Here is a 26,372-nt window from a genome sequence, read left to right as displayed (position 1 = left end):
GGGGTGAGCTCCATCGGAAATGTACAGCTCAAGCTACGTCGGGGTAAACCGCTATTAAAGCTCAGAGGCCTAATTACACTGCTAGTATGTCTAGTTATGGCACTTGTGCTTCTGCCTGTAACCCTGTTATTTGCTGAGAGAGTGGAGCATGAAACTGAGAAGGGACTGGAAGAAAAGGCAATGTCCATCGCGCGTACACTCGCTCATACGCCGCTTATTGTCGAGCAATTGCAAGGGACGGGTTCGTCTCCTTCCATGCAGGAGTATGTGAAGAGGGTTTCAGCAGCAAATCACATCCAGTTTATCGTGGCTATGGATATGAAGGGAATTCGTAAAACGCACCCGGATGCTAAGATGATCGGCAAAGCCTTTGTCGGCGGAGACGAGTATACTGCACTTCATGGCCATGAGAGTGTGTCCGTTGCGAAGGGAACATTGGGCCTGTCCATGCGAGCCTTTTCCCCCGTGTTCAGTTTAACGGGGAAACAGGTAGGGGCGATTGTTGTTGGTATATCCATGCAAGATGTACAGATGGCTCAGGAAGGCAACAACCGTCTTATTGCTATCGCCATTGGCACTGGAATGTTAATTGGCACTGGAGGTGCGGTTGTGCTGGCTCGTAAAATCAAAAATATGCTAGCCGGACTGGAGCCGGCGGAAATCGCACGCTTGCTAGAGGAACGCAGCGCTATGTTGCAATCCATCAAGGAAGGAGTTATTGCGGTAGATGAATTCGGTCGCGTCATGCTGATGAATGCAGAAGCGATACGTCTGCTTAGGCAAGCGGGGATTGAAGATTTCTCATTCTCCGGACAGGAGATTACCGTTTATTTATCCGCTTTTCGATTGCAAGACGTCTTGGAAGCAAGTACTCCACAGATGGATGAGGAAATGGAGATGGGTGGAATAACCTTGCTGACCACTAGTGTTCCTATACGGGTCAAAGGGGAAATTGTGGGAGCAATTGTAACCTTTCGAGATAAAACGGAGATGAACCAGCTTGCGGAACGTTTGACAGGAGTGTCCCTGTACACGGAAGCACTACGTGCGCAGGCTCATGAGTTTATGAACAAGCTGCATGTCATTATGGGGATGGTACACTTGCGAATGTACGATAAACTGGAACATTACATTATGGATGCCGTCGAGCATCATCAAGTGGAGATTGGCTCTATCACCCGGCAGATCAGGGACCCAGTTATGGCAGGGTTTGTGTTGGGGAAATTAAGCCGGGCCAGAGAAGTAGGGGTGAATTTTGAACTAACTCCAGGTAGTTACTTGCCCGAATCCAGTCAAACTCAGACGACGCATGAACTGATTACTATTCTTGGCAATCTGTTTGATAATGCGGTGGAGGCGATGGAATCTTTGGAGCACAAGCGGATTACCCTTTCACTTTATTATGAGGAAAGCCAGAAGAACGGCTATCTGACCTGTATCATGTGCGATAATGGTCCGGGTATACCGGAAGGGCTTGTGAAGGCTATATTTGAAAAAGGTTTTTCGACCAAGGGAGAGTCACGAGGGATGGGCCTTTATCTGGTGGCGCAAAGCGTGAAAAGATTACAGGGAAGTATAAAGTTGATCCCAGCCGAGCAAGGGTGCTGTTTTCAGATTACGATTCCATACATTATAGCGGGGAATGATGAACATGATTAATGTCCTGATTGTAGAAGATGATCCGATGGTTGCGGAATTTAACCGCAAATATATGGAGCAGGTGGAAGGTTTTCGATGTGGGGGTTGGGCTTCTTCTGTGGAAGAGGCTAAGAAGTATATAGCTGAACAAGCCATTGATTTGATATTGCTAGACGTGTATATGCAGGAAAGCAATGGCCTCGAGTTACTGTCATTCATACGGGAGACAGGCGCAAATATAGATATCATTGTCATCTCGGCTGCAAGTGACATGAACAGTGTCAAAAAAGCGATGAACTTCGGCGCGGTGGATTACTTGATTAAGCCGTTCCACTTTAACCGTTTTTTGGAGGCCCTCACGGGGTACAGAGAGCACATTAGCATCGTGCGTGAGCGTAGCCTACTTTCTCAGGAGGAGCTGGACCGACTGATTTATCATAAAAGCTTGACTAAAGACTTGGCACGGTTGCCCAAAGGTATAACTAAATCCACGCTGTCTATGATATGGAATTGTATCCAGCGGCATAATAAGGTGCTATTTTCCACCGAGGATATCGCGGAGAGTGCAGGAATATCCAGGGTGTCTATGCGCAAGTACCTGGCTTTTATGACAGAGATTGAGGCTCTTTCCATGGAAACCATATACGGTACGATAGGGCGTCCTGTTTACCAATACCGGATATTGCCACAGGCAGAAGGCATCATGAATAGTTTTATTTAAATCTTCTTTCTGATTACTTTAATTACAAAAGTGAATGATTAGTTTTAAAACCAAATAAAGCGTTTTCCAAGGTGTAGAATGGAAACATGATCATCATTCTTCACTTTATGGAGGGAGATTTATGGAAAATGCTACGAATCAGCCTGTCATTCAAAAGGGGCAAAGATGGAGTAAAAATTTTGTAGATGGCATCAGAATACTGGGTAGGGTAAAGGTAGGAGTTATTCCTCTTCCACTCTATGCCGTGATCGCGCTGATTGTTTATGCAGCTGCAATTACTGAAAGACTTCCGAACGATCTGTTAGGCGGGTTTGCCGTCATCATGATTTTAGGTATACTGCTCAGTGATCTAGGGGCCAAGCTTCCGTTGCTTAAGCATATTGGCGGACCGGCCATTTTATCTCTTATGGTTCCATCGCTAATGGTATTTTGGAATATGTTCAGTCCATCTGCGATGGGTGCTGTACACACGCTTATGAAAACCTCGAATTTTCTTTACTTCTACATCGCATGTCTAGTAACGGGAAGTATTCTTGGCATGGATCGGAAAATGCTGATGAATGGAATTGTCAAAATTTTTGCCCCCATTATTATAGGATCTATTGCAGCTGTTGCCGTAGGGATGGTGGTGGGGATGGCTTTTGGCTATAGCGCCTATCATACATTTTTTTTCATCATCATTCCGATTATCTCCGGTGGGATTGGGGAAGGCATTTTACCGTTGTCCATTTCGTATGGATTGGTGCTGGGCAAGGATTCCGCAGTATTCGTATCTCAGTTTATCCCGGCTGCAATTATCGGGAACATTGTTGCAATCATAGGTGCGGGTGTTCTGAAGAGATTAGCAGAGAAAAATCCAAAAACTTCAGGTAACGGAAGGTTATTAAAACTAGAGAAAGATGCGGATAAGTTAGCTCCAGCAAGTTTGGAGCAATCGATTTCTTTTCCATTGATGGGAGGAGGTCTGCTGTTAGCTTGCACTTTCTTTATTGTGGGTAAGTTGCTGGAGCCGTATCTCCATATTCCAGGTCCGATCCTCATGATTCTGGCGGCGGCATTAATTAAGTGTATTCAGATCATGCCGAACACATTGGAGCAGGGAGCTTTTCACTTGTACAAATGTATAACGGCAAGTCTGACGTGGCCCTTGATGGTGGGATTGGGTATTTTGTATGTACCTTTGGATAGTGTAGTTGGGATTTTAACGGTTCCTTATGCCATCACCTGCGCATCTGTTGTAGTTGCATTGATTGTTACCGGATACTTTACAGGAAAATGGATTCACATGTATCCCGTAGAGGCTGCTTTGGTGACTAGCTGTCGCGGTGGATTAGGGGGCACCGGAGATGTAGCCATTCTGTCTGCGTCCAATCGGATGGAGCTGATGCCTTTTGCGCAAATTGCAACACGTATTGGAGGGGCAGGCACGGTCATTTTAGCAACTTTGTTACTCCAATTATGGAGCTGATGAGTTTTATACACAGGACTGAGATTCATATCCAAATAGAGACACTGAAAGGACGGAGAAAAATATGAGCAGTTTAATAGATGAAATTAGAGAATTACACGCAGGTGGCAAAATGGAGACCTTACCAAAGAAGCCAATTGAAACGATGGAGGGGCTGTCCAAAGTTTATACGCCGGGTGTAGCTGAAATCTGTATGGAAATCGCCAATGACCCAGCCAAAGCGTATCAATTAACGATCAAAAAGAATACAGTAGCAGTCGTATCAGACGGAACCGCGGTACTTGGATTAGGAGATATCGGCCCGGAGGCCGCTATGCCAGTGATGGAGGGTAAAGCAGTGTTGTTCAAACAATTTGCAGGTGTCGACGCCTTCCCAATCTGTCTCAACACGAAGGACGCTGATGAAATTGTTCAAATTGTCAAAATGATTGCTCCTGCCTTTGGAGGTATTAATTTGGAAGATATATCTTCGCCACGCTGTTTTGAAATCGAGAGACGGTTGAAGCAGGAACTGGACATTCCAGTATTTCATGATGATCAGCATGGTACGGCAGTCGTTGTATTAGCGGGTCTGGTCAATGCATTAAAGGTATGTGGCAAAAAAATGGAGGATGTCAAAGTTGTATTTGCAGGGATCGGTGCGGCGGGTATGGCCTGCTCCCGTATGCTGCTTAAGGCAGGTGTGCGCAATCTGATTGGCGTTGATCGACAGGGAGCTATTCATCGTGACGTGGAGTACAGTAACCCGCATTGGACAGAGTATGCGAACATGACTAATCCGCACAATTTAAGTGGAAGTTTATCCGATGTGATTGTGGGAGCTGATGTGTTCATCGGTGTGTCAGGCCCGAATATACTGACTGTGGAGGATATACAGAGCATGGCAACTGATCCTATTGTGTTCGCCATGGCGAATCCGAAGCCGGAAATTGATCCGGCTGTAGCCGCACCTCATGTACGTGTGCTTGCTACCGGCCGCTCCGATTTTCCAAATCAGATTAACAATGTGCTGTGCTTCCCGGGAATTTTCCGGGGTGCTCTAGATTGCCATGCTACGACGATTAATGAGGAAATGAAACTGGCTGCCGGACTTGCCATCGCTGATGCCATCTGTCCTGAGGAGCTAAGTGAAACTTATATCATACCGAATGTTTTTAATCCGAAGGTGGTTCAAAAGGTACGGGATGCTGTCATTCGTGCTGCATGGGAGACAGGAGTGGCCAAGTCTGGTGAAGCTCCGGCTGCTACTTTACACCCGTAAAAGTTATATTCTTCACAAACTATGGTTCACAGTCTTGGCCTGATGTTCTCGATACCGCCTGATCCGTCTAGCTTCGTAGGGAATATAAAATCGTGCCAATGAGCAGGATATAACAAAGCGTAACGCTCTATGCTCTTGAAGAGCAGTTGCGCTCAATACTACACAGGGAGATTTTGAGATGGGCGAAAAAAATATTTTGGCGTATTTCAAAAGTCCTGAGGAAGCACAGGGAGCCGCTAGAAAACTGGAAGCTCTCCGGGTAGCCGATGTGTCGATAGACCGATTTAGCCGGTATCCGCGGCAGTCTACTGGCAACGCCGGATTGCCTGTATTTTCAGGACAGATTAGCAGCTTGTCCTCACTGACACAGGGCGTGGACTTTACAGATGCAACTCCAGCAATACTGGCTGCAGCTGATCCGTCCGCCAGTGGCATGAGTGATGGGGGACAGGGCGGACCGACGGGCCGTGATATTTTGTTGACTGCTGTGGTGGATGAATCCATTCATCATCAGGCGCTGTCCATCGTGGAACAAGCGGGTGGAATGCTGTGAAAAGTTTGGAAGGAGTAGTGACCGATGTCCAAAAACAAACGGTTTGATAAAGTGCTGACCAAAACGGAGAAAATCAAACGCATGCAATCTGCTAAAAATGAAGATGTAGAGTTCTCGTCAGATCAGGCAGATGCTGAGGATCTAGAAGCGATCCGGCGTAGCGAAGTAGCTGACCGTCGTCAGCAGCGTATCATAATCGACAATGAGTAGAATTTAATAAGACGGGTTATCTCCATTAATAAGGATGATTTGTGGGATAGCCCGTCTTATTTGTGTTCTTTCTTCTTTCTATTCATTATCCGCTGTATGCTGTTGCACTAAAAACAAGAGGACCGGCGACGAAAGCAGTAGTTGCAGGCGTTTGATTTTCAATAATCAGTTGGTAGTTTTGTACGCCCAGAGGCGCAACGTCTACCGTTTCGACATTAAGAATAATATTGTTATCGAAGACATTGGATTCCAGTCCGTAATAAATTTCCTTGCCGGCTCTCCAAATCCGTACAAGCACTCTAATATTGCCGGCACCGACAAAACGTAGTCCAATCGAGGCTTTTAACTCTACTCGGTTGTTGACAGCTCCAGGAATAGCAGGATCAATAAATACAGACGTCGTAGCAATTCCAAGTCCGGCTGGAGAAATCGGAACAGGAAGATTTATACCATTAGTGATAGGTGTAATCACACTGGCATTATAATCTAACACCGTCTTTGCCATACTAAATCACTCCTTTTCTAGTATATTGTATTGTATGTACTAGAGTTAAGGGTGCTTGGACTAAAAGAGTGGACAACATATACAAGCTCTACAAAAAATATTTTGAACTCCGATAATATTAGCTTTTTTGAACTCCTGTGCATGTATATAGTACAATGTAATGTATGCATGTGAAATGAGGAGGAAATGAAAACCATGTTGTGGAATGAAATTACAATACATACAACCGAAGAAGCCATCGAAATGATTTCGAATTTTCTGCACGAAGCAGGTGCAGGAGGGGTTTCCATTGAAGAATCCGGTTCGCTCAACAAGCCACGGGATACGTCCTATGGACAGTGGTATGATCGGCCTTTGAACGACATACCTGAAGGACAAGCGATCATCAAAGGCTATTTTGCCGAAGAAGTGGACATGGGTAGTATTCGTTCGCAGATTGAGCCGCGCGTCGAAGAATTGAGAACTTTCGATATTGATCCTGGTGAGGTTCAGTATGAACTGAAAACAGTTGATGAGGATGACTGGGCAAATGCTTGGAAGCAATATTTCAAGCCTTTGCGTGTGTCGGATCGTCTGACGATTAAACCCACTTGGGAGGACTATGAGCCTGCGAGTGAAGAGGAAAAAATCATTGAGCTGGACCCTGGTATGGCCTTTGGGACCGGAACGCATCCTACGACATCCCTTTGTCTGAGAACGCTGGAATCTGTAATTAAGGGCGGAGAAGAAGTCATTGATGTCGGCACGGGTTCCGGTATTTTGGCCATTGGAGCTGTAAAGCTGGGAGCGAAGCATGTACTTGCCTTGGATCTGGACCCTGTGGCAGTATCCAGTGCGCGGGAAAATACGCGTTTGAACGGACTGGAGGAACGCATTACCATTAAAGAAAGTGATTTGCTATCTGTGCTTAGTGCAAGCGATCCAACGCTGGGTATCCAGCTGCCGGTCAAGCTCGTGGTAGCTAATATTTTGGCAGAGATTATTTTGCTGTTCATTGATGATGTATATAAAGCCTTGGAACCAGGTGGTATTTATATTGCTTCAGGGATTTGGAAGAACAAAGAAGAGGTTGTCGAAACTGCGTTGAAGGCAGCTGGCTTTGAGATTGCCGAAATAAGCCGGGATGAAGATTGGCTGGCGTTTGTGGCGAGAAAGAGGTAAGTATGGATTTTTTACAAAATATTTTTCGTGTAAATTTAAATGTTCTTCCATTTTATTTACTGGCTGTGATCATATCGTTCACGGTTCATGAGTTTGCACATGCGTATTATGCCAATAAATTTGGCGACCCTACAGCCAAGCTACTTGGGCGCGTGACTTTAAATCCGGCAGTGCATATTGACCTGCTGGGTACGCTGCTGCTGTTGATCGGAGGCTTTGGCTGGGCCAAGCCAGTTCCGGTTAATCGTGACAATTTTAGCCGTCCGCGCCTCATGGGCATTATCGTATCGGCTGCGGGTCCGCTCAGCAATCTGTTGCTTGCATTTGTTACTACTTTGATCTATGCCGTGCTCCTTCATTTTCAAGTATTGCCGGGGATGGAGAACCAACGGGTGGCTCAAGCAATCTATTTGTTTATCAATGCCCTGATCAATTTAAATCTGTTTTTGTTTATCTTTAATTTGATCCCACTGCCTCCACTGGATGGATACCGGATTGTGGAAGATGTGGCTCCCACTCCTGTACGCCGCAAACTCCAGCAGTTTGAACAGTGGTCGATCTTTATTTTTCTACTTATACTGGTCATTCCGCAGGTTCGAGCTGTAACGATTGAACCTCTTTACACGCTGGCCCAGATGATTTATATACAGTTTTTGCAGTTCTCTTTTTATATCACTGGATTATTCGGAGCCTAAGGGCTCCTTTTTTTACGAGAATAGGTAGGTATAACCTGAATGGAAGAGGGAACAGACTGGTCATACAGGCGCAAAAGATGATATGATGTTGCTTGGTGATTTATTCGGATTTTGTACGGAACGTTAGTGGATAATAGTTATTTTTAGAATGAGGATTTTGCAAAAATCCAATAAGCGACTTCCAATGAACAAGATATAGATCGAAATGGTCTAGTTCGTCTAGATATTGCACTTTGGAGCGACTGGAATTGAATTTTGCAAAATCCAGGAATAGGTGAGAGAGAGAATGCAGCGTTATTTTATTCCGGCAGAGCAATTTCTAGAAGATCACGTGATTGTTGCGGGTGAGGACGCGCGACATATCGCTAAGGTCATGCGGGGCCGTAGTGGTGACAAAATTATAGTTAGTGACGGGGTATCTAGGGAAGCGCTGGCTGCATTGGATACGATTGAGCAGGATCATGTTACGGCGACGATTATTGAGCCGCTGAAGATGACCTCTGAACCGCATGTGCAGGTCACCATCGCTCAGAGTCTTCCTAAAGGAGACAAGATGGAGACGGTGATGCAAAAATGTACAGAAATCGGAGCAACCGGTTTTGTACCGTTTTTGTCCGAGCGTACGGTCGTGCAGTATGATGCCAAAAAAGAAGGCAAGCGACTGGAGCGTTGGCGCAAGATTGTGAAGGAAGCGGCTGAACAAAGCCACCGTAACCGGATTCCAGAAATTAGCGCGCCCATGACGTGGAAAGAACTTCTGGCTTCTTTTGCTGGGTATGATTTGATATGTTATTGTTATGAAAAAGAGCAGGGTAAACAGCTACGGGATGTAATCCAGCCTTTGGCAGGACAATGGGCGTCGACGGACATGCCGCGTGTTCTGCTGGTGGTAGGCCCGGAAGGCGGCTTTACTGAAGCGGAAAGCCTGGAGGCCGAGCAGGCTGGGGCCCAGTCTACAGGACTGGGAAGACGTATTTTGCGTGCTGAGACCGCAGGAATGGCTGCATTGGCATGCATTTTATATGAGACAGGAGAAATGGGAGGGGTTTAATATGCCGTCAGTGGCATTTTACACATTGGGCTGTAAGGTAAACTTTTATGATACAGAAGCGATCTGGCAGCTGTTTAAAAATGAAGGTTATGAACAGGTGGACTTTGATGAGCAGACTGCTGATGTCTATCTTATTAATACATGTACCGTTACGAATACTGGTGATAAAAAGAGTCGTCAGATTATTCGCCGCGCGATTCGACGGAATCCAGATGCCATTGTGGCAGTGACGGGCTGCTACGCCCAAACTTCTCCTGCCGAAATTATGGATATTCCTGGCGTTGATCTCGTTATCGGGACTCAGGATCGGGACAAAATCATTCCGTTCGTACAGGAAATTCAAGAAACGCGTCAACCGGTGAACGCCGTGCGCAATATTATGAAGACGCGTGTATTTGAGGAAATGGATGTACCTGATTTTGCTAATCATACTCGGGCCTTTTTGAAAATTCAGGATGGTTGCAATAACTTCTGTACCTTCTGCATCATTCCGTGGTCGCGGGGTCTATCCCGTAGTCGTGATGCTGCGAGTATTATTGCACAGGCGCGTCAACTGGTTCACGCAGGCTACAAGGAAATTGTACTCACAGGCATCCACACTGGCGGTTATGGTGACGACATGGATAATTATGACCTATCTGATCTGTTGTGGGATCTGGAGAAGGTGGAAGGGCTGGAGCGTATCCGTATCAGTTCGATTGAAGCCAGCCAGATTGATGAAAAAATGCTTGATGTACTGAACCGTTCCACCAAGCTGGTTCGTCATTTTCATATACCGCTTCAGGCGGGGGACGACACCGTGTTGAAACGGATGCGTCGCAAGTACACCACAGAAGAGTTTTATAACAAAATGCTTATGATTCGCAAAGCAATGCCAGATGTAGCGATTACAACGGATGTGATTGTCGGCTTCCCTGGGGAGACGGATGAAATGTTCCGCAATGGCTATGAGCTGATGAAAAAAATCGGTTTTTCGGAAATGCACGTGTTCCCGTACTCCAAGCGCAGTGGAACTCCTGCGGCGCGTATGGAGGATCAGGTGGATGAGGACGTGAAAAATGCACGAGTGCATGAGCTGATACAACTGTCAGAGCAAATGCAACTGGCGTATGCTGAGAAGTTTGTAGGTCAGGTGCTGGAGGTCATTCCGGAAGTTGCCCCGAAAGGGACCGAAGATAGCGGCATACTTCATGGATATAGTGACAATTATATTCAACTGGCGTTTGAAGGTACTGAGGATCTGGTTGGCAAGGTATGCCGCGTGAAGCTGACGAAGGCAGGCATTAATGAAAGTGAGGGCCAATTGGTCCGCGTACTTGAGAATGGGCTGCAAACAGCTCTGTAAGAACAAAAAAAAGCCTGAACAGGCAATAGAGATGGCAAACAAGGATTTCGCCTTTCCTTACAGAGAGGACGGAATCCTTGTTGCGCAAGGAAGGGAGATTACAGGATGGCGGCAAAAAAGGAAATTTCCGCAGGCGGCGTTGTGTTTCGCAAACAGGGGGAGCAGCTTGAAATTCAGCTCATTACAGACCGATATGGCAAGGTATCCTTGGCTAAAGGGAAAATGGAGTTGGGAGAAACAATCGAACAGACGGCTTTACGTGAAATTCGTGAGGAAACAGGGTTGAACGGGCGAATTATCCAACATGTAGATATGATTGCCTATACGTATCAGCATCCGGAATTTGGGGAAGTGGATAAAGAAGTACACTATTATCTTGTAGAGGCACTGGATGGGGATTTACAGGCGCAGATCGAAGAAATTAAAGGAGTTGCGTGGCATACACCTGAGGAAGCATGGCGTCTTCAGCGCCAGGGTGGATATGACAATAATGATGTCATTTTAAGCAAGGCGCTGTCCATGCTAGGAATTAACGTTTGATTCTGTGTGGAGATATACGATCCTCTAAACGCGTCCACACAGGTAGATAGCAGAGAGGCAAGACCAGCAGAGAGCTAATAACGTTAAACAGGGTTTGGGCATGGGCTACCTTGGCTCCGGGCTCGGTAGATATCCAGGCGGCGGTCATTTCCAGCCCAGGGATCAACGGCATAAAGAGCAATGCTCCGCCTACGTTCAGCAGCACGTGGGACCAGGCCACAAATTTGCCGGACATGCTGCCGCCAACAGCGGCAATCAGAGCGGTTACGCAGGTGCCTACATTGGAGCCGATGACGATGGCGATCCCCACATCGGCTGGCAAGGCACCCGCAGCGGCAAGGCTGATCGCCATGCCAATGACGGCTGCACTACTGTGAACCAGTGCGGTCAGGCAGGCTCCAGCAGCGAAGGCCCACCACATGTTGGCCGCAGCGTGGTCAAGAAACCAGCGGAATAGTCCGGCCTGCTCAATCCAGGGGCCGACCGTTTGCATTACGCGGATACCTGCCAGAATTAGCGAAAATCCAGCAAAGACGAGGCTGATATATTGTACAGCCTGCGGACGGCTAAGCCCATTGGAGCCGGATGAAGCTCCGGCGGACGCATACTGGCGACCGGGGATAGCTTCACCCCACAGGACGGCAGTGCTCCAGCATAGCAGTGAGCCGCAGAGCAGCGGAACAGCCAGCATGCCAAGCTGGAGCCCCATCAGCTCGGTGGTCAGGCAGGTGCCGATATTGGTGCCGAGAATGATGCCGAGCGTGCGGCCGTAGGTCAACAGCCCAGCGTTGACCAGTCCGATCGTCAGCACCGTTACGGCGGTGCTGCTTTGCAGCAAGGCGGTAATGCCTGAGCTGAACAGCATGCCCCGCCAAGGGGAAACTGTGGCGCGGTTCAGCCAGCGGGTGAGGAAGGGACCGGCCAAATGCCGGAGAGCTGCTTCCATCAGCTTCATCCCGCCCAAAAAAATAAACAGCCCGCCGCACAGTGGGAGTATAACATGTATAAACACGGGCATAGCCCCCTTTTCTAGGTGAAAATACTTATGTAACAGCCTATGATCTGTCGGGGACAGCCATGACAAGCATGGCTGAGCTCTTTTTTACGGAACGATAATTTTGTAGTATCTTCACAAGCTTTAAAATTGTGACGTCGATATACAGGCGGGCAGTAGCGAAGCGGAGCATTTGAAATTGGAGAAGCAACAGCGATCGTAAGATTAAATGAATCGCGGAGCCGCGCCCCTATCGAACAAAACGTTTTAACACTTTGAGTAATCCAAGAATGGGAGTGAAGGATTTTGCCTTCAGTAATATTAGAACGCAGCCGTAAAAAAAGGTTGGAGCACGCACACCCTTGGGTGTTTAAAAACGAAATAGCCAAGATCGAAGGGGACCCAGAGGCAGGCGATTTGGTCAGTATCGTTAACCATCAGGGGCGTTATTTGGCGACAGGTTACTATAATCCAGCTTCACAAATTACAGTGCGTGTAATGTCCTACGAGCCGCTGGAAGCAATGGATCAAAACTTTTTTGCCCAACGCTTTCGCAAATGTCTGGAGCACCGCGAACGTTTTGTGACCGGGGGAGACGCTTATCGGTTGGTGTACGGCGAGGCTGATTTTTTGCCTGGACTGATAGTAGATCGATTTGGTGATGTGTTAGTCGTGCAGTTGTTAACGCTTGGCATGGATCGGCGCAGGGAAGAAATCAGGGATGCGCTCGTTGAAGTAGTGGGTCCTGTTGGTATATATGAGCGCAGTGATGTATCCATCCGTGAGCTGGAAGGATTGGAACAAACGAAGGGTCCTTTGTACGGTGATTGCCCGCGTCATGTGGTGGTGACGGAAAATGGCCTGCAAATCAAGGTTGATATCGTAGAGGGCCAGAAGACGGGGTATTTCTTTGACCAGCGTGAAAATCGTGCGGCTATAGCACCGTTGATGACAGGTTGGGGAGCACGTAGTGGAATTACGCTACAAGAAGTAGCTGCAGACTCAGGGGATGCGGGCACTACAGTCATGAAGCCAGTGAATAAAAGTGGTAAGGTTGTTGAATTTCCATTCTGGGACGGCGCAACCGTATTGGAATGTTTTTCACATACGGGAAGCTTTACGCTCAATGCCTGTAAACATGGTGCTAAAAAAGTAACTTGTCTTGATATTTCTGAGCATGCGATTGAAAGTGCGCGGGATAATGTCAAGCTGAACGGTTTTGAGGAACGCGTTGAGTTTGTCGTCGACGATGCTTTTCAATATTTGCGCAATCAAGTGAAGGGTGTAGAGGAACGCAATGCACGAGCTGGGGGCAAAGGAGATACATCCAAGCCGCTGACAGCAGGTGGCGGACGCACCTTTGACGTGGTCATTCTTGATCCGCCAGCCTTTGCCAAAACGAAGAACGCTGTCAAAGGAGCTACACGTGGATATAAAGATATCAACCTGCACGGGATGAAGCTGGTCAATGAGGGCGGCTATCTGGTGACAGCGAGCTGCTCGTTCCATATGCGGCCAGAGTTGTTTTTAGATACCATTAAGGAAGCGGCGGCAGATGCCGGCAAAATCCTTCGTCTGGTAGACTGGAGAGCGGCTGGTAAAGACCATCCTCAAATTTTGGGTGTGGAGGAAGGCCATTACTTGAAATTCGCCATCTTTGAGGTGCGCAGCCGGACACAGCTGTAGGTTTCATACAAGGTCAAAGTCAATCGCCTTTTTGGTGATTAAATAGGTAAAATAGACTCGTTTAGGTATAAATCAGTCCTGTAGAGAAGGCGTGCACCAAGCCAATCTGCGGGACTGATTTGTTTTTTTAGAGGGAGGAAGAATTGCTACAACATGGCAAACGTACGTTCTTTTCTCCCTTGCCTGATATGCTATACTGTTTAATAGAATGTTGTTCGTTGGAAAGGAGGCCGCATCATGTCGGTCCGCTTGTTGATTGGCCGCTCTGGGAGTGGTAAAAGTACGTTAATCCGCAATGAAATGACGTCTATGTTACGCGAGGAGCCGCTAGGTAAGCCTATGCTGTTACTTGTACCGGAGCAATCGTCATTTGCTTCTGAGCATGCGTTACTTACAGAAGCCGGAAACGGTATTCAGGGGTCGGTGCGCGCCCAAGTGATGGGATTTCATCGTCTTGCCTATTTAGTTATGCAGGAAACCGGGGGTTCAGCACTGGTGCCTGTAACGGAAGAAGGCAAGAAGATGCTTTTATATAAAATTATTCGTCGTCGCAAGGATGAACTGAGTTTGTTTAAGGATTCGGGAGACCAGCTCGGCTTTGTGGATCGGTTGAATACATTGTTTACGGAGCTAAAGCAGTATGGAAATGATACTCGGTCTGTACCGGAGCAACTGGAGCGAATGAACGCTGCTGGAGAGTCAACTCCGATTTTGCGCGGCAAGCTCAAAGATATCAGTCTAATCTATGAGGATTTTGAACGAGAGCTGACGCTTAAATATATTGACGGTGAAGATACGCTGCGCATGCTGGCAGAACAGATTGCTCAGTCTTCCCTTGTGCGTGGGGCAGATATTTGGATGGATGGCTACCGCAGGTTTACACCACATGAATACAAGGTGGTGGAGCAGCTTATGCTGCACGCTTCTTCGTTGACGGTGGCGCTGACTTGCAGCCGCAGCTACGAGAGCGGGCAGCTTCCGCATGAGCTGGATTTGTTTCATCCTTCAGCGGCTACGTATGTAAAGCTCAAAGGAATGACAGACGAGCTGATGATAGAGACGCAGACACAATTACTAAGCCCTGATCCGCTGCCGAGATTTAAGGAGCGTCCGGCGTTGGCATATTTGGAGGCTAACTTTGAACATCGTACAGGGCTACGGAATCAGGAACAACGGATGCGGCTGCAGCAGCTACGAGAGCAGTGGACAGAAGAACAGCCGGAGGGCATAAAACTGTACACTGCGGCTAATCGCCGTGCAGAGCTGGAAGGGGCTGTACGCGAAATGCGCCGTCTGGCCCGAGATGAAGGCGCGCGTTATCGGGAGATGGCTCTGTTTGTGCGTCATATTGAAGATTATGAGCCATGGGTGGAACCGATATTCAAACAATATGAGGTTCCAGTATTTCTGGATCAGCGGAGAAGTGTATTGCATCATCCCTTAGTGGAATTGATTCGGGCTTCACTGGATATCGTGCAGCGTCGTTGGCGATATGAGGATGTATTCCGTGCGGTCAAAACAGACCTTCTCCTGCCGCTGGATGGTCGGGTGAGCCGTGAGGAGATGGACCGTTTAGAAAACTATGTACTAGCCTGCGGAATACAAGGCAGCCGTTGGACAGACGGTCGCCCGTGGCAGGCTGTGCCCAGCTTGTCACTGGAGCTGGAGGAGCAGGAACGGAACCGTAGGCGGGATGAAACGTTGGATTTGATGGAACTGTGCCGGGATGTGATCGTGACGCCTTTACGTGCGTTTGAGAAACGTGTGGGCAAGGCACGAACTGCACTTGAGAAGTGTGAAGCGGTATATCTGTTACTGGAGGATGCAGAAATCGGCCACAAGCTGGACGCCTTCATTCATCAGGCAGAGGAATCAGGAAAACCTGAGCAGGCGAAAGAGCATCGTCAAGTATGGAATGCAGTGCTTGAACTACTGGATCAAATCGTCGAAATGATGGGTGACGAGAGGCTGGATACCTCTTTGTTTGCGGGTGTGCTGGAAACGGGATTGGCTGAGTTCCGTATGGGACTTGTTCCGCCAGCTCTGGATCAGGTTCTAGTCGGAAACACGGACCGTACACGTGTGTCCGGTATTCAACATGCTTTTGTGCTAGGTATGAACGAAGGTGTGATGCCGGCTGTGTTCCATGAGGACGGTGTGCTGAATGAGCAGGAGCGTACGGCATTAAACGAACGAGGCGTAGAGCTGGCGCCGGATATGACAAGACGTCTATTGGACGAACGTTTTCTCGCTTATACGGCCCTTACCTCAGCCGGTAAAAGCCTGTGGATGAGCTATGCAGTGACCGATGAAGAAGGGAAGTCGTTGTTGCCGTCTGAGTTAGTACGACATGTGCGGCACCTGTTTCCTAGTCTGGACGAACGTCTACTGGCTGGATACCCTTTGCCAGGGGATGCTTGGACGACGCAATGGGAGTATGCTTCTCATCCGTCCGAGGCTTTGCCGCAGCTCATTGCGCAATTACGACATTGGCGACGTGGCGGTGACATTTTATCTCCTTGGTGGGAGGTATATAACTGGTATGCAAGCCAGCAAGGGCGTGAGAAGGACAAGCTGCGTCAGCTGTTGACCTCACTTTTTTACGAGAACCATGCCGAAATGCAGAAGGAAACGAGCCGCCGTCTGTACGGCAGCAAGCTGCGTACCAGCGTATCTCGTATGGAACGTTTTGTGGCATGTCCATTTTCGCACTTTGCCTCTCACGGTCTTCGTTTGAAGGAACGTCAAATGTATCGCCTGAAAGCCCCGGATATCGGACAATTATTCCATGCCGCGCTTGGAGAGATGGCGATCAATTTGCGTAAACGCAATGTTAGCTGGGGCAGTCTCAGCACGGAGGAATGCCGCCAAGAAGCGGAAAGTACAGTGGAGCGTTTGGCACCTCGTCTGCAAGGCGAGATTTTAATGAGCTCCAAGCGGTATGGCTACATTTTGCGCAAATTGAAAGACATCGTGAGCCGTGCTTCGTTGATTTTAGGTGAACATGCGCGAAGAGGTAGTTTTGAGCCGATTGGGCTGGAGTTAGACTTTGGACCGGGTCAGCAGCTTCCTCCGTTAAGCTTCCGGTTAGATAACGGCGTTGTGATGGAAATTGTCGGACGGATTGACCGTGTAGATGTGGCAGAGGGAGAAAAGGGGTTACTTTTGCGTGTCATCGATTACAAATCTAGCCAAAAGGATCTCAAGCTGCATGAAGTGTACTATGGCCTGTCCTTGCAAATGCTCACCTACCTGGATGTGCTGCTGAATGCGGCGGAGGAATGGTTGGGCGAGACAGCTTATCCAGCGGGTACACTGTATTTTCACGTCCACAATCCGATGCTGCAGTCGCCTAACGGTCTTAGTGCAGAACAGGCCCGTCAGGAGCTTTTAAAACGTTTTAAGATGAAGGGATTATTGCTTGCGGATCGGGATGTAGTTGGGCAAATGGATACAGCATTGGACAAGGGATATTCCTCTATTTTACCTGTTGCGGTGAAAGCAGACGGCAGTTTTTATAGCAGTGCTTCGGTTGCTTCGCCGGAACAGTGGGACAGCCTGCTAGCTTCGGTACGTCATAATATTCGGACGATTGGTACACGGATGACAGAGGGCGATGTGGCCATTGAACCTTATCGTATCCAGCAAGAGACGGCATGTACCTTCTGCTCTTTTAAGCCTGTTTGTCAATTTGACGACAGTCTGGAGGGCAGTGGCTACAATCAATGGGGTAAACCAGGGAAAGATCAGATCTGGAATCTGCTGGGTCATACACAGGAAGGGAAAGGAGGAATGGACCAATGATAGGCACGTCAAATACTAAAGGCATGCCGAAGCCGGAAGGCAGTATGTGGAGCGATGACCAGTGGCGTGCCATTTCGGAATCTGGTAACAACATGCTGGTCGCGGCAGCGGCAGGGTCTGGTAAAACTGCGGTACTCGTAGAGCGTATTATTCGTAAAATCGTCGATCCCCAGCTCGGCTTCAGTGTGGATCGGTTACTGGTAGCGACCTTTACGAAGGCTGCAGCCGCCGAAATGCGTCAACGGATACGCGAAGCGTTGGAACGTGTACTGGAACAGGAACCGGAAAGTGAGCATGTACGCCGCCAGCTATCGTTGCTGAATAGGGCCTCGATTACGACGCTTCACTCATTTTGTATGGAGGTCATCCGCAGGCATTATCAGGCCATTCCCCTTGATCCCGGTTTTCGGATTATGAATGAGCATGAGACAGAATTGCTGCGTCAGGAGCTCCTAGAAGAACTGTTTGAGGAGAAATACGAGGCTCATGATGAAGGCAGTACATTCCGCAGACTGGTCGACTGGTTTAGTGGAGAACGCACCGATGATGCAATGTACGTGCTTGTTCAACGGCTGTATGATTTTTCTCAAAGTCATCCTTGGCCAGAACATTGGCTGTGGGAGACAGCGGCAGCATTTCGTGTACAGGATGTAGCCGCTTTGGGAGAGACTCCCTGGGTTCGCAGCATTTTGGCGGATGCTGCACTTTCATTGCGCGGCGCAGCGAGCTTGCTGGAACAGGCGCATGAAACAGCTATGCAGCCCGGCGGTCCTGCTCCTTATGCCGTGACGTTGCAAGAGGATGCGGCGATGGTGAAGGGATTGCTACAAGAGCTGGAGACACAGCCGTGGGCATCTCTATATGATCATTTTCAGACAGCTTCCTTCGGTAAGCTCAAGCCCGTCAAAAAAGATCAGACCGAGCCTGCATTGCAGGAACGGGTTAAAACGCTGCGCGAAGCAGCCAAAAAAATGATTACAGATATGAAGGCTTCCCTGTTTGGCAGGAGAGCAGAAGCCTATTGGGAGGAGCTGCACGCCGCGGCTCCGCTGATGGACGAATTGGTAGAAACCGTGATTGTATTCGGGGAACGATTTCAACAGCACAAGCAGTCAAAAGGGCTGGTGGACTTCGGGGATTTGGAACATTATTGTCTGAAAATATTACGACATCCCGATTCTACTCCGTACAAGCTACTACCTTCCGACGCTGCGCTTGAATACAAGGCGCAATTCGACGAGGTGCTGCTGGATGAGTATCAGGATACGAATACCGTACAGGAAGATATCGTCAGGCTGGTATCACGGGAGGAACCGGGTAACCGTTTTATGGTGGGCGACGTGAAACAGAGTATTTATCGGTTTCGGCTGGCGGAGCCGGGTCTGTTTTTGAATAAGTATCAACGGTACGGCATGCAGGAGCAGGAAGATGGCTTATTAATTGATCTGGCGCGCAATTTCCGCAGTCGGGAGGAAGTTGTCGATGCGGTCAATTTGGTGTTCCGCCAGATTATGAGTGTGGATGTGGCGGAAATTGAGTACGATGAACGAGCATGGCTGGTACACGGCGCATCCTATCCCGACCAGTCGGATCAAGACCCTGCATCTGTATATGCACCTGAGCTGCTGTTAGTTGATAAGGGTGGACATGGTCTTTCTGAGGCTTCGGAGCTGTCCGAAACGGGGGACGAATCTGCTTTACAGGAAAGTGAGCTGGCTGAGCTTGTGGAGTTAGAAACGGCACAGTTAGAGGCTCGTGCGATCGCGCAACGGATTAAAGAACTGACCGGAGATACTGGACAACCACTGTTGATTTACGACAGAGGATTAAAAGCGATGCGTCCGGCAGTCTACGGCGATATCGTCATTTTGCTTCGTTCGGCAAGCGTGTGGGCCCCCCTAATTGTGGAGGAACTGCGGCTTGAGGGCATTCCGGCCTCCGGGGAGCAGACGACAGGCTTTTTTAAAGCAACGGAAGTTGAGGTAATGTTGTCTCTACTGCATATTATTGATAATCCGCAGCAGGACATCCCCCTTGCATCAGTGCTTCGTTCGCCGATTGTCGGCTTGACCGAAGATGAACTGGCACAAATTCGGTTGGAGAAGCCGGATGGATTGTTTTATGGCGCATTGCTGGCGGCGGCTGAGGCTGACCCACTGGAAGAAAGCGAAAAAGGGATTTCAGCTGACATCATGGAGTTGGATCTTTTCCCAGAGGACTCTTTATCTTCATCTGACTTTGGTAATAGAAATGACGGGAATACGTTGTCTGCCCGACTACGTTCATTTTTGCGTAATTTGGAAGCCTGGCGGCAGGAAGCCAGACAAGGCAGCTTAAGTGCATTGATTTGGAATGTGCTGGAGGAAACAGGATATCTGGATTGGGTCGGTGGACTGCCTGGCGGCTCACAGCGTCAAAGCAATTTGCGGGCGCTATATGCCCGAGCGAGACAGTATGAGACTTCTACGTCCAACCGAGGATTGTTCCGATTTCTGACCTTCATTTCCCGTCTACGGGAGCGAGGCGGTGATTTAGGATCAATTAGCGGAGGGACTGAACCTGATCAGGCTGTCCGCATTATGACCATTCATAAGAGTAAAGGACTTGAATTCCCTATCGTGTTTATTGCCGGGACAGCAAAAATGTTCAATCAACAGGATCTCAATGCGCCGTTTCTTATGCACAAGGAGTTGGGGTTTGGTCCTAAATATGTGGAGGAACAAAATCGTGTCAGCTACCCTACGCTGCCTAATTTAGCGATCCGCCGACGCTCACAGCTGGAGCTATTGGCTGAGGAAATGCGGGTGTTATACGTGGCGCTTACACGTCCGCGCGAAAAGCTGATTATGACCGGAACTGTGAAGGATCTCGCTTCGCGCGCAGCGGGTTGGGCACGTGCCAAAGAACATACGGAAATTGTCTTACCAGACTATATGCTGGCGGCAGGCCGCAGCTATCTGGACTGGGTAGGTCCCGCTTTGATTCGGCATCCTTCTGCCACTTTGTTGAGGGAAGCGGCAGGTGATCAGGATGGGGACTATCACAGGCTGGAACATATGCCGGGAACAGACTGGTTATTTAAAATCGTGGCCTCGGAAACACTTTCCGGCTCTCGTGTGAACTCGGATCATGAGGAGGAGGTGTCGGGTGAAGAGCGCCAAAAGAAGACAGAAGCACTGAGAAATGCAGAGCTAGTCGACTTGAACGAAGAGAGTGAAACGGATATTGAAGCTGCTCTTTCCTGGACCTATCCGTATGAGCGGGCTGGCAAGACGGCAGCCAATACATCGGTTACTGAGATGAAAAGATGGCTGGAAATGCAGGAGATGGGTTCGGACAATTGGCTGAATCTATCTACCTCCCTACTAGCAGAGTTACCGGAGGATCGGGAGGATTCTCACACTGGGGGAAGTCAACTACACTTGCGCAGACCTAAGTTTATGGGGAATCAGCGACTGACTCCAACGGAACGAGGAACAGTCTATCATACGTTGATGCTGCATTTGCCACTAGATGGGGGGATGAGCGCCGAAGTTATTGAGGAAACCAAGGCTCGTTTGCTCAATCAGCGTATGTTACTGGAGGTTCATGCAAAGGCGCTAGATACGGATAAAATATTACGCTTTTTCACTAGTGAGCTGGGTAGCAGAATGCTGGGGGCATCCCATGTTCAAAGAGAGCTTCCATTTACTTATACCATGCGGGCAGCCGATTACTGGAACCACAGCTTACCATCGATGTCACCAGGACAAGAAACAGATTCGGAAGGTGGACAGGACGGAGATAAAGTGCTGATGAATGGGATTATTGACTGTCTGTTTGAAACTCCTGAAGGACTCGTACTGGTAGATTATAAAACAGATCGGATATCTGAATACCGTACACTGTCCCATTTAACAGACCAATATCGATTTCAATTGGAGCTGTATGCCCGTGTGATCGAAGAGATTACAGGCAAAAAGGTTGCTGAGAAGTGGTTGTATTTTTTAGAAGCTGGAGAGAGTGTACGGCTGTAGTTATATAGATAGGGAGAGGAGGAATAGCATGCGGATTTTGCATACAGGTGATTGGCATTTGGGCCGCACGTTGGAAGGACGCAGCCGTTTGAAGGAGCAGGAGGCGTTTTTGGAAGAATTGGCGAAAATGGCTGACGATCAGCAGGCCGATTTGATTATGATGGCTGGAGACGTATACGACTCAGTCAATCCTTCGGCCGCAGCCGAGCAATTGTTTTATGAAACGTCTGCCCGTCTTACGGCTGGAGGAAGACCACTAGTCGTCATTGCGGGCAATCATGATCAGCCGGAAAGGGTATCCTCGGTCACACCGCTGGTGAGCGGGCGCGGAATTACATTGCTGGGACTGCCCCATGGGGAAGCGGTACGCGTTCATACACCGCGAACGGGTGAAATGGCATGCATTGCAGCTTTGCCATATCCCTCCGAGTCTCGTCTGAACGAGCTATTGTCTGAAGACGGAGATGAAACAGTATTGCGCGAGGCATACAGCCGCCGTGTGGGCTTGCTGATGTCACAGCTGGGTACAGCATTTCGGCCTGACACCGTTAATTTGTCGATGAGCCATATTTATGTGCTCGGCGGGCTGGAGTCGGACTCGGAACGCCCGATTCAGGTCGGGGGGGCGTATACCGTAGATCCGTCTGCTTTGAGCATTGGGGCACAGTATACGGCTCTAGGACATTTGCATCGTCCCCAATATGTGAAGGGGGACGGGCTGATGCGTTACAGTGGCTCTCCGCTGGCTTATAGCTTTTCTGAAGCCGGACAAGCCAAATCGGTTACGTTAATTGACGTGGTTGCTGGCAAGCCTGCTCAGGTCGAGGAACTGTATATTACCAGTGGACGCCCATTAGTGAGGTGGCGCGCACGGGGAGGTCTAGAGGAAGTATATCGCTGGCTGGACGAAGGACTGGATGCCGATGCCTTTATTGATCTGGAAATTACGCTGGATGAAGCGATGTCGATGGGAGATATTCAGCGGCTGCGCAAAAGCCGTGAAGGCATCATTCATATTCGCCCAATGTATCCAGAAATGGCTGCCGCACAGCTGGAGCACCAACGATCAGAACTGCCAGTGCATGAGTTGTTCCGGGCATTCTATCAGCGGCAGACAGGTGGAGCGCAGCCGGATGACGGATTAGTGCAGTTGTTTCTGGAACTGGTGGAACAGGATGATGCAAGAGACCACGCTGAGGAGGATGACGCATGAAACCAATCCTTCTAAAACTGGCGGGGTTGCAAAGCTACCGGGAGTCGCAGGAAATTCGTTTTGACGATTTGACCGAAACTGGACTGTTCGGGATATTTGGCCCAACGGGTAGTGGAAAATCAACGCTGCTGGATGCCATTACGTTGGCTATGTACGGTAAAGTGGAGCGGGCAGTGAATGGTACACAAGGCATTATGAACCATGCTGAGGATACGTTGTCTGTTGCATTTACGTTTGAATTAATGTCAGCTCAAGGGCCTCGTCGTTACCGTGTAGAACGACGTTTCAAACGTGCTGGAGGCGTATCGGTTAATAATACGCTTAGCCGTTTTATTGCGTTAACAGAGGATGGCGAAGAAGTGCTTGCCGATAAGGTGCAGGATGTGACGCGCTGTGTGGAGGAGTATATCGGCCTAAAAATGGACGATTTTACACGAGCTGTTGTATTGCCGCAGGGAAAGTTTGCGGAATTCTTGTCCTTAAAGGGCAGTGAACGTAGACAGATGCTACAGCGTTTGTTCCATCTGGAGAAGTACGGAGATCAACTTGCACAGAAGCTAAGCCGTCGTGTGAAAGATAACGATAGCGCACTGAAAGCGTTAGAGGCGGAGCAGCAAGGGCTGGGGGATGCGAGTGCTGAAGCGCTTGAACATGTAGAGTTGCGTCTCAAAGAGGCGATTGCCAATGCAGAAGCTTCGCGTCACGAGCTAGAGCGTGTCTCACGTGAATCGGAGGTGCTAAACAAAACCCGTGAGCTGGTCATCGAGCTCAGCCAAAGATCGAACGAGCTGGAGCAGTTGGCAGCACAGGAGCCGGGCATTACTTTGCTGGAGCGCAAGCTTCGACAAGCAACTGCAGCCGAGGCATTGCTGCCTGCGCTGACGGATTGGAAGGAAGCCATTGCTGAAGTGGAAAAACGGCAAAAGGCTGCCGAAGAAATGGAAGTCCTGGCCGCTACCGCGCAGGAGGCTGCGCTTGTGTCTTCGCAAGCAGATGAACAGGCCCGGCAAGCACTCAGTGCCGAAGAACCGAAGCTATTGCTTCGGATCGACCAACTAGAGCAGGCGCTTCAACTGGAGCGTGATACGGAAGCGTTGCGGACCGAACGGGAACGTCTGGCGGCCGAGCTTGTGCAAAGCGAACAAACCCTTGCTGAACATGCAGAAGGACTCGCAAAGGAACAAGAGCTACAGACGCGAGGCTTGAAGCGACAGCAGGAGCTTCAACAAGAGCTAAAGCAAAATGAAGTGCGGGCAGATGAGCGGCGTATGCTGCAAGAGGCCGTGCAACGGTTGCAACAGCTGGAAATCGCGAATGAGCAATTGCGTGAAGCTGAACTGGAGTACGCCACTCAGGAGAAACGGCTTGCGCAAGCTGACGAACGTCTGAAGCTGACGGACCAGGAGACACGGGAGACGGAGGCACGGCGTTCAGCCCTTGCTGCACAGGCAGCTGATGGCATTGAGGCATTGCTGACGCTGGAGGCAGAAATCACCGCCGATATGTCGTCACTGGCCTCCGAGGAAGAGCAACTGCGCCACGAGCTCCGTGCCGAGGAGCTGGGCCGTCTCGCTCAGCATCTCGCTGCCGAGTTGCGCGAAGGCGAGCCGTGCGCAGTGTGCGGCTCGCTGCATCACCCCGCGCCTGCCGTCGTCGCGGCGCATAGCGCGGATGCCGCTGCGCCAGATGAGCTGCACCGCCTGCGGCTCGGTTTGCAGGAGCTGCGCCTCACACTGCGCCAGCAGTTGCACGAGCAGCGCAGCTTGCTGGCGCAGCCTGCCAACGCAGGCAGCGGCGCAGCTGCCACGGGCGAGCCTTTCACGCCTGCGGCAGCGCCAGCAGAACCGCGCGGTGCCGCCGCTTGGGCGGAGCGCTGCACGGCGCTGGAGCGTGCTGCGGCAGAGATAGCCGCACGTGCGCATACGCTGCCTGCCGAGGCACAGGCGCTGCGCGAGGCAGACGCCGCTGGACAGCAGCGGCGTATCCGTGCTGCCGCCGAGCAGGAGGCAGCAGCTGCAGCGCTGACGCAGGCACGCAGCAAGCGCGAGGCATGTACCACGCGTAGCGAGGGACTGCGCGCCGAATGGGCGGCGCAGCTAACGGATGTCGCTCCAAGCGAAGCTGCGGAGCGTTACCGCGCCATGCAGGAGCACGACGGGCGTGCGGAAGAGCTGCGGTCCCGGCTGGAGACGAGTGTGACCTTCCTCGAAGGAAAGGCGGAGCGTGTTCAACAGATACAGCAGAGTATCATCGAGGAGGACAAAATCATTATTGCCCGCCGTACAGGGCTCCAAAGCAAAGATGATTCGCTTCGTGAAAAGTTAGCACAGCTCCGAAAGTGGGTTGGAGATGGCCAAGCGGCTTCATTGCTGGAAGAAGCGACCTCGCGACTGTTGGGACTGAAAAACGGAGCCGAAGCCGCGGCACGCCGCCGTACCGAAGCGGAAGAACGCAAGCAGCAAGCCGTTCATGCTTCACTGATTGCTCGGCAGGCCTCCGACTCGGCAGAAGAAAGACGGCAGATGGCAGAGTCCCGTTGGGGCAGCCGTCTGGAAGCCTCCTCCTTCGCTACGGAAGCAGAGGTCATGGAATGCTGCCTGGGACCGGAAGAAGCCGCACGCTATGAGCGTGAAGTGAGTTTGCATCGAGAACGGGAAAAAGAGCTGTCTTCCCGCTTAAAACATGTCGAAGAGCAGCTGAATGGAGCAACGGTAACAGAGGAACAGTGGGAAACGGCCACTGCACAGCTACGTGATTGCCGTGCACGCGACGAAGAGGCGCTTCAGAATCGCGCCAAGGCTGAGCGTGATTTAGAGGACTTGCAGCATCGGCACGTCCGCTGGATGAAGCTGGAGTCCAATCGTGTACATTTGCGTAGCGAAGCGGAAAAAATGTCCAAGCTCCAGTCTGTTTTTCGCGGCAATGCCTTCGTTGAATATATTGCCGAGGAGCAGCTCATGCAGGTCAGTCAGTCGGCTTCACGCCGCCTGCGTTTTCTGACCAAGCAACGTTACGCTCTAGAGGTAGATTCCAGCGGTGGATTTGTCATTAGTGACGATGCCAACGGTGGGGTCAAACGTCCGGTATCGACCTTGTCCGGTGGAGAAACGTTCCTGACCTCCTTGTCGCTTGCGCTTGCGCTGTCGGCTCAAATTCAATTGCGGGGCCAATACCCTCTGCAATTTTTCTTTCTGGATGAAGGCTTTGGAACGTTGGACCCTGAGCTGCTTGACACAGTGATCACCTCACTGGAAAAGCTGCACCATGATCAATTGTCTGTTGGTGTGATTAGTCATGTGCCTGAACTACGGGCCCGTCTTCCGCGCAAGCTAGTTGTTCTGCCAGCAGAGCAGGCTGGAGGCGGCTCACGTGTGGTTATGGAAACTTTTTGAAGTAATGTGATACAGGTCACAGATACAGTTTCAAACTATTGTTATAATACAGCCAAGCCGACAAGTTAATCATACAGCACCCCGGCGGACGTATGCTGCGGAAGAAATCTTCCCATCAT

The 26,372-nt window shown here is 49.8% G+C and carries 18 protein-coding genes; 16 read left to right on the top strand and 2 right to left on the bottom strand.

Annotated features, from left to right (window positions below; genetic code table 11):
- Positions 1–3 precede the first annotated feature (3 nt).
- The 6 genes from dcuS (at position 4) to KAI37_RS17485 (ending at position 5,851) form a co-directional block, all read left to right on the top strand.
- Positions 4–1,659 carry a DcuS/MalK family sensor histidine kinase gene (gene dcuS / locus KAI37_RS17510; protein WP_220029898.1) on the top strand — a complete coding sequence of 552 codons (1,656 nt, stop codon included), beginning with the start codon at positions 4–6 and terminating at the stop codon, positions 1,657–1,659.
- On the top strand, positions 1,652–2,359 hold the full coding sequence (gene dcuR, locus KAI37_RS17505; RefSeq protein ID WP_220029897.1) for a two-component system response regulator DcuR: 708 nt from the start codon (positions 1,652–1,654) through the stop codon (positions 2,357–2,359). Before dcuS ends, dcuR begins: the two co-directional genes overlap by 8 nt.
- Before the next feature lie 121 nt (positions 2,360–2,480).
- The gene (locus tag KAI37_RS17500; protein WP_025723347.1) at positions 2,481–3,827 is read left to right on the top strand and encodes a 2-hydroxycarboxylate transporter family protein; all 1,347 of its coding nucleotides are present in this window, start codon (positions 2,481–2,483) and stop codon (positions 3,825–3,827) included.
- Positions 3,828–3,891: 64 nt separating this feature from the next.
- On the top strand, positions 3,892–5,088 hold the full coding sequence (locus KAI37_RS17495) for an NAD(P)-dependent malic enzyme (RefSeq protein ID WP_025723348.1): 1,197 nt from the start codon (positions 3,892–3,894) through the stop codon (positions 5,086–5,088).
- 178 nt (positions 5,089–5,266) lie between these two features.
- Positions 5,267–5,641: a hypothetical protein gene (locus KAI37_RS17490; protein ID WP_071641850.1), complete on the top strand. Its 375-nt coding sequence runs from the start codon at positions 5,267–5,269 to the stop codon at positions 5,639–5,641.
- A 24-nt stretch (positions 5,642–5,665) separates the two neighbouring features.
- A complete protein-coding gene (locus KAI37_RS17485; RefSeq protein WP_071641848.1) occupies positions 5,666–5,851 on the top strand; it encodes a YfhD family protein in 186 nt (61 codons plus the stop codon).
- An 85-nt stretch (positions 5,852–5,936) separates the two neighbouring features.
- On the opposite strand, the gene KAI37_RS17480 is transcribed toward KAI37_RS17485, so the two are convergent.
- Complete coding sequence (locus tag KAI37_RS17480) at positions 5,937–6,356, bottom strand: hypothetical protein (RefSeq protein ID WP_025723349.1); 420 nt, start codon at positions 6,354–6,356, stop codon at positions 5,937–5,939.
- Between the two features lie 195 nt (positions 6,357–6,551).
- Between KAI37_RS17480 and prmA the strand changes: the two genes are divergently transcribed.
- From prmA to KAI37_RS17455, 5 genes are all read left to right on the top strand, one after another.
- On the top strand, positions 6,552–7,517 hold the full coding sequence (gene prmA, locus KAI37_RS17475) for a 50S ribosomal protein L11 methyltransferase (RefSeq protein WP_076293520.1): 966 nt from the start codon (positions 6,552–6,554) through the stop codon (positions 7,515–7,517).
- Positions 7,518–7,519: 2 nt separating this feature from the next.
- Positions 7,520–8,212, top strand: a complete 693-nt coding sequence (locus KAI37_RS17470) for a site-2 protease family protein (protein ID WP_023989504.1) — start codon at positions 7,520–7,522, stop codon at positions 8,210–8,212.
- Between the two features lie 286 nt (positions 8,213–8,498).
- Positions 8,499–9,263: a 16S rRNA (uracil(1498)-N(3))-methyltransferase gene (locus KAI37_RS17465; protein WP_103049600.1), complete on the top strand. Its 765-nt coding sequence runs from the start codon at positions 8,499–8,501 to the stop codon at positions 9,261–9,263.
- A gap of 1 nt (position 9,264) precedes the next feature.
- A complete protein-coding gene (mtaB, locus tag KAI37_RS17460; RefSeq protein ID WP_053325795.1) occupies positions 9,265–10,608 on the top strand; it encodes a tRNA (N(6)-L-threonylcarbamoyladenosine(37)-C(2))-methylthiotransferase MtaB in 1,344 nt (447 codons plus the stop codon).
- Between the two features lie 105 nt (positions 10,609–10,713).
- On the top strand, positions 10,714–11,148 hold the full coding sequence (locus KAI37_RS17455; protein ID WP_013311157.1) for an NUDIX hydrolase: 435 nt from the start codon (positions 10,714–10,716) through the stop codon (positions 11,146–11,148).
- Here KAI37_RS17455 and KAI37_RS17450 read toward each other — a convergent pair.
- Complete coding sequence (locus tag KAI37_RS17450) at positions 11,138–12,160, bottom strand: Na/Pi cotransporter family protein (protein ID WP_220031497.1); 1,023 nt, start codon at positions 12,158–12,160, stop codon at positions 11,138–11,140. The genes KAI37_RS17455 and KAI37_RS17450 overlap by 11 nt on opposite strands.
- 288 nt (positions 12,161–12,448) lie before the next feature.
- On the opposite strand from KAI37_RS17450, the gene KAI37_RS17445 reads away from it, so the two are divergent.
- The 5 genes from KAI37_RS17445 to KAI37_RS17425 all read left to right on the top strand — a co-directional run bounded on the left by KAI37_RS17445 (position 12,449) and on the right by KAI37_RS17425 (position 26,253).
- Positions 12,449–13,828 carry a class I SAM-dependent rRNA methyltransferase gene (locus KAI37_RS17445; RefSeq protein ID WP_071641840.1) on the top strand — a complete coding sequence of 460 codons (1,380 nt, stop codon included), beginning with the start codon at positions 12,449–12,451 and terminating at the stop codon, positions 13,826–13,828.
- Between the two features lie 237 nt (positions 13,829–14,065).
- Positions 14,066–17,632 carry a helicase-exonuclease AddAB subunit AddB gene (gene addB / locus KAI37_RS17440; protein ID WP_220029896.1) on the top strand — a complete coding sequence of 1,189 codons (3,567 nt, stop codon included), beginning with the start codon at positions 14,066–14,068 and terminating at the stop codon, positions 17,630–17,632.
- The gene (addA, locus tag KAI37_RS17435) at positions 17,629–21,648 is read left to right on the top strand and encodes a helicase-exonuclease AddAB subunit AddA (protein ID WP_220029895.1); all 4,020 of its coding nucleotides are present in this window, start codon (positions 17,629–17,631) and stop codon (positions 21,646–21,648) included. The genes addB and addA overlap by 4 nt, the downstream gene beginning before the upstream one ends.
- 28 nt (positions 21,649–21,676) lie before the next feature.
- Positions 21,677–22,861, top strand: a complete 1,185-nt coding sequence (locus tag KAI37_RS17430) for an exonuclease SbcCD subunit D (protein WP_071641834.1) — start codon at positions 21,677–21,679, stop codon at positions 22,859–22,861.
- Positions 22,858–26,253, top strand: a complete 3,396-nt coding sequence (locus KAI37_RS17425; RefSeq protein WP_220029894.1) for an AAA family ATPase — start codon at positions 22,858–22,860, stop codon at positions 26,251–26,253. Before KAI37_RS17430 ends, KAI37_RS17425 begins: the two co-directional genes overlap by 4 nt.
- Positions 26,254–26,372 lie beyond the last annotated feature (119 nt).

It is taken from the genome of Paenibacillus sp. S25, from assembly GCF_019454085.1.
Classification (GTDB): domain Bacteria; phylum Bacillota; class Bacilli; order Paenibacillales; family Paenibacillaceae; genus Paenibacillus; species Paenibacillus polymyxa_B.
This window is presented reverse-complemented; position numbering and strand designations above follow the sequence as displayed.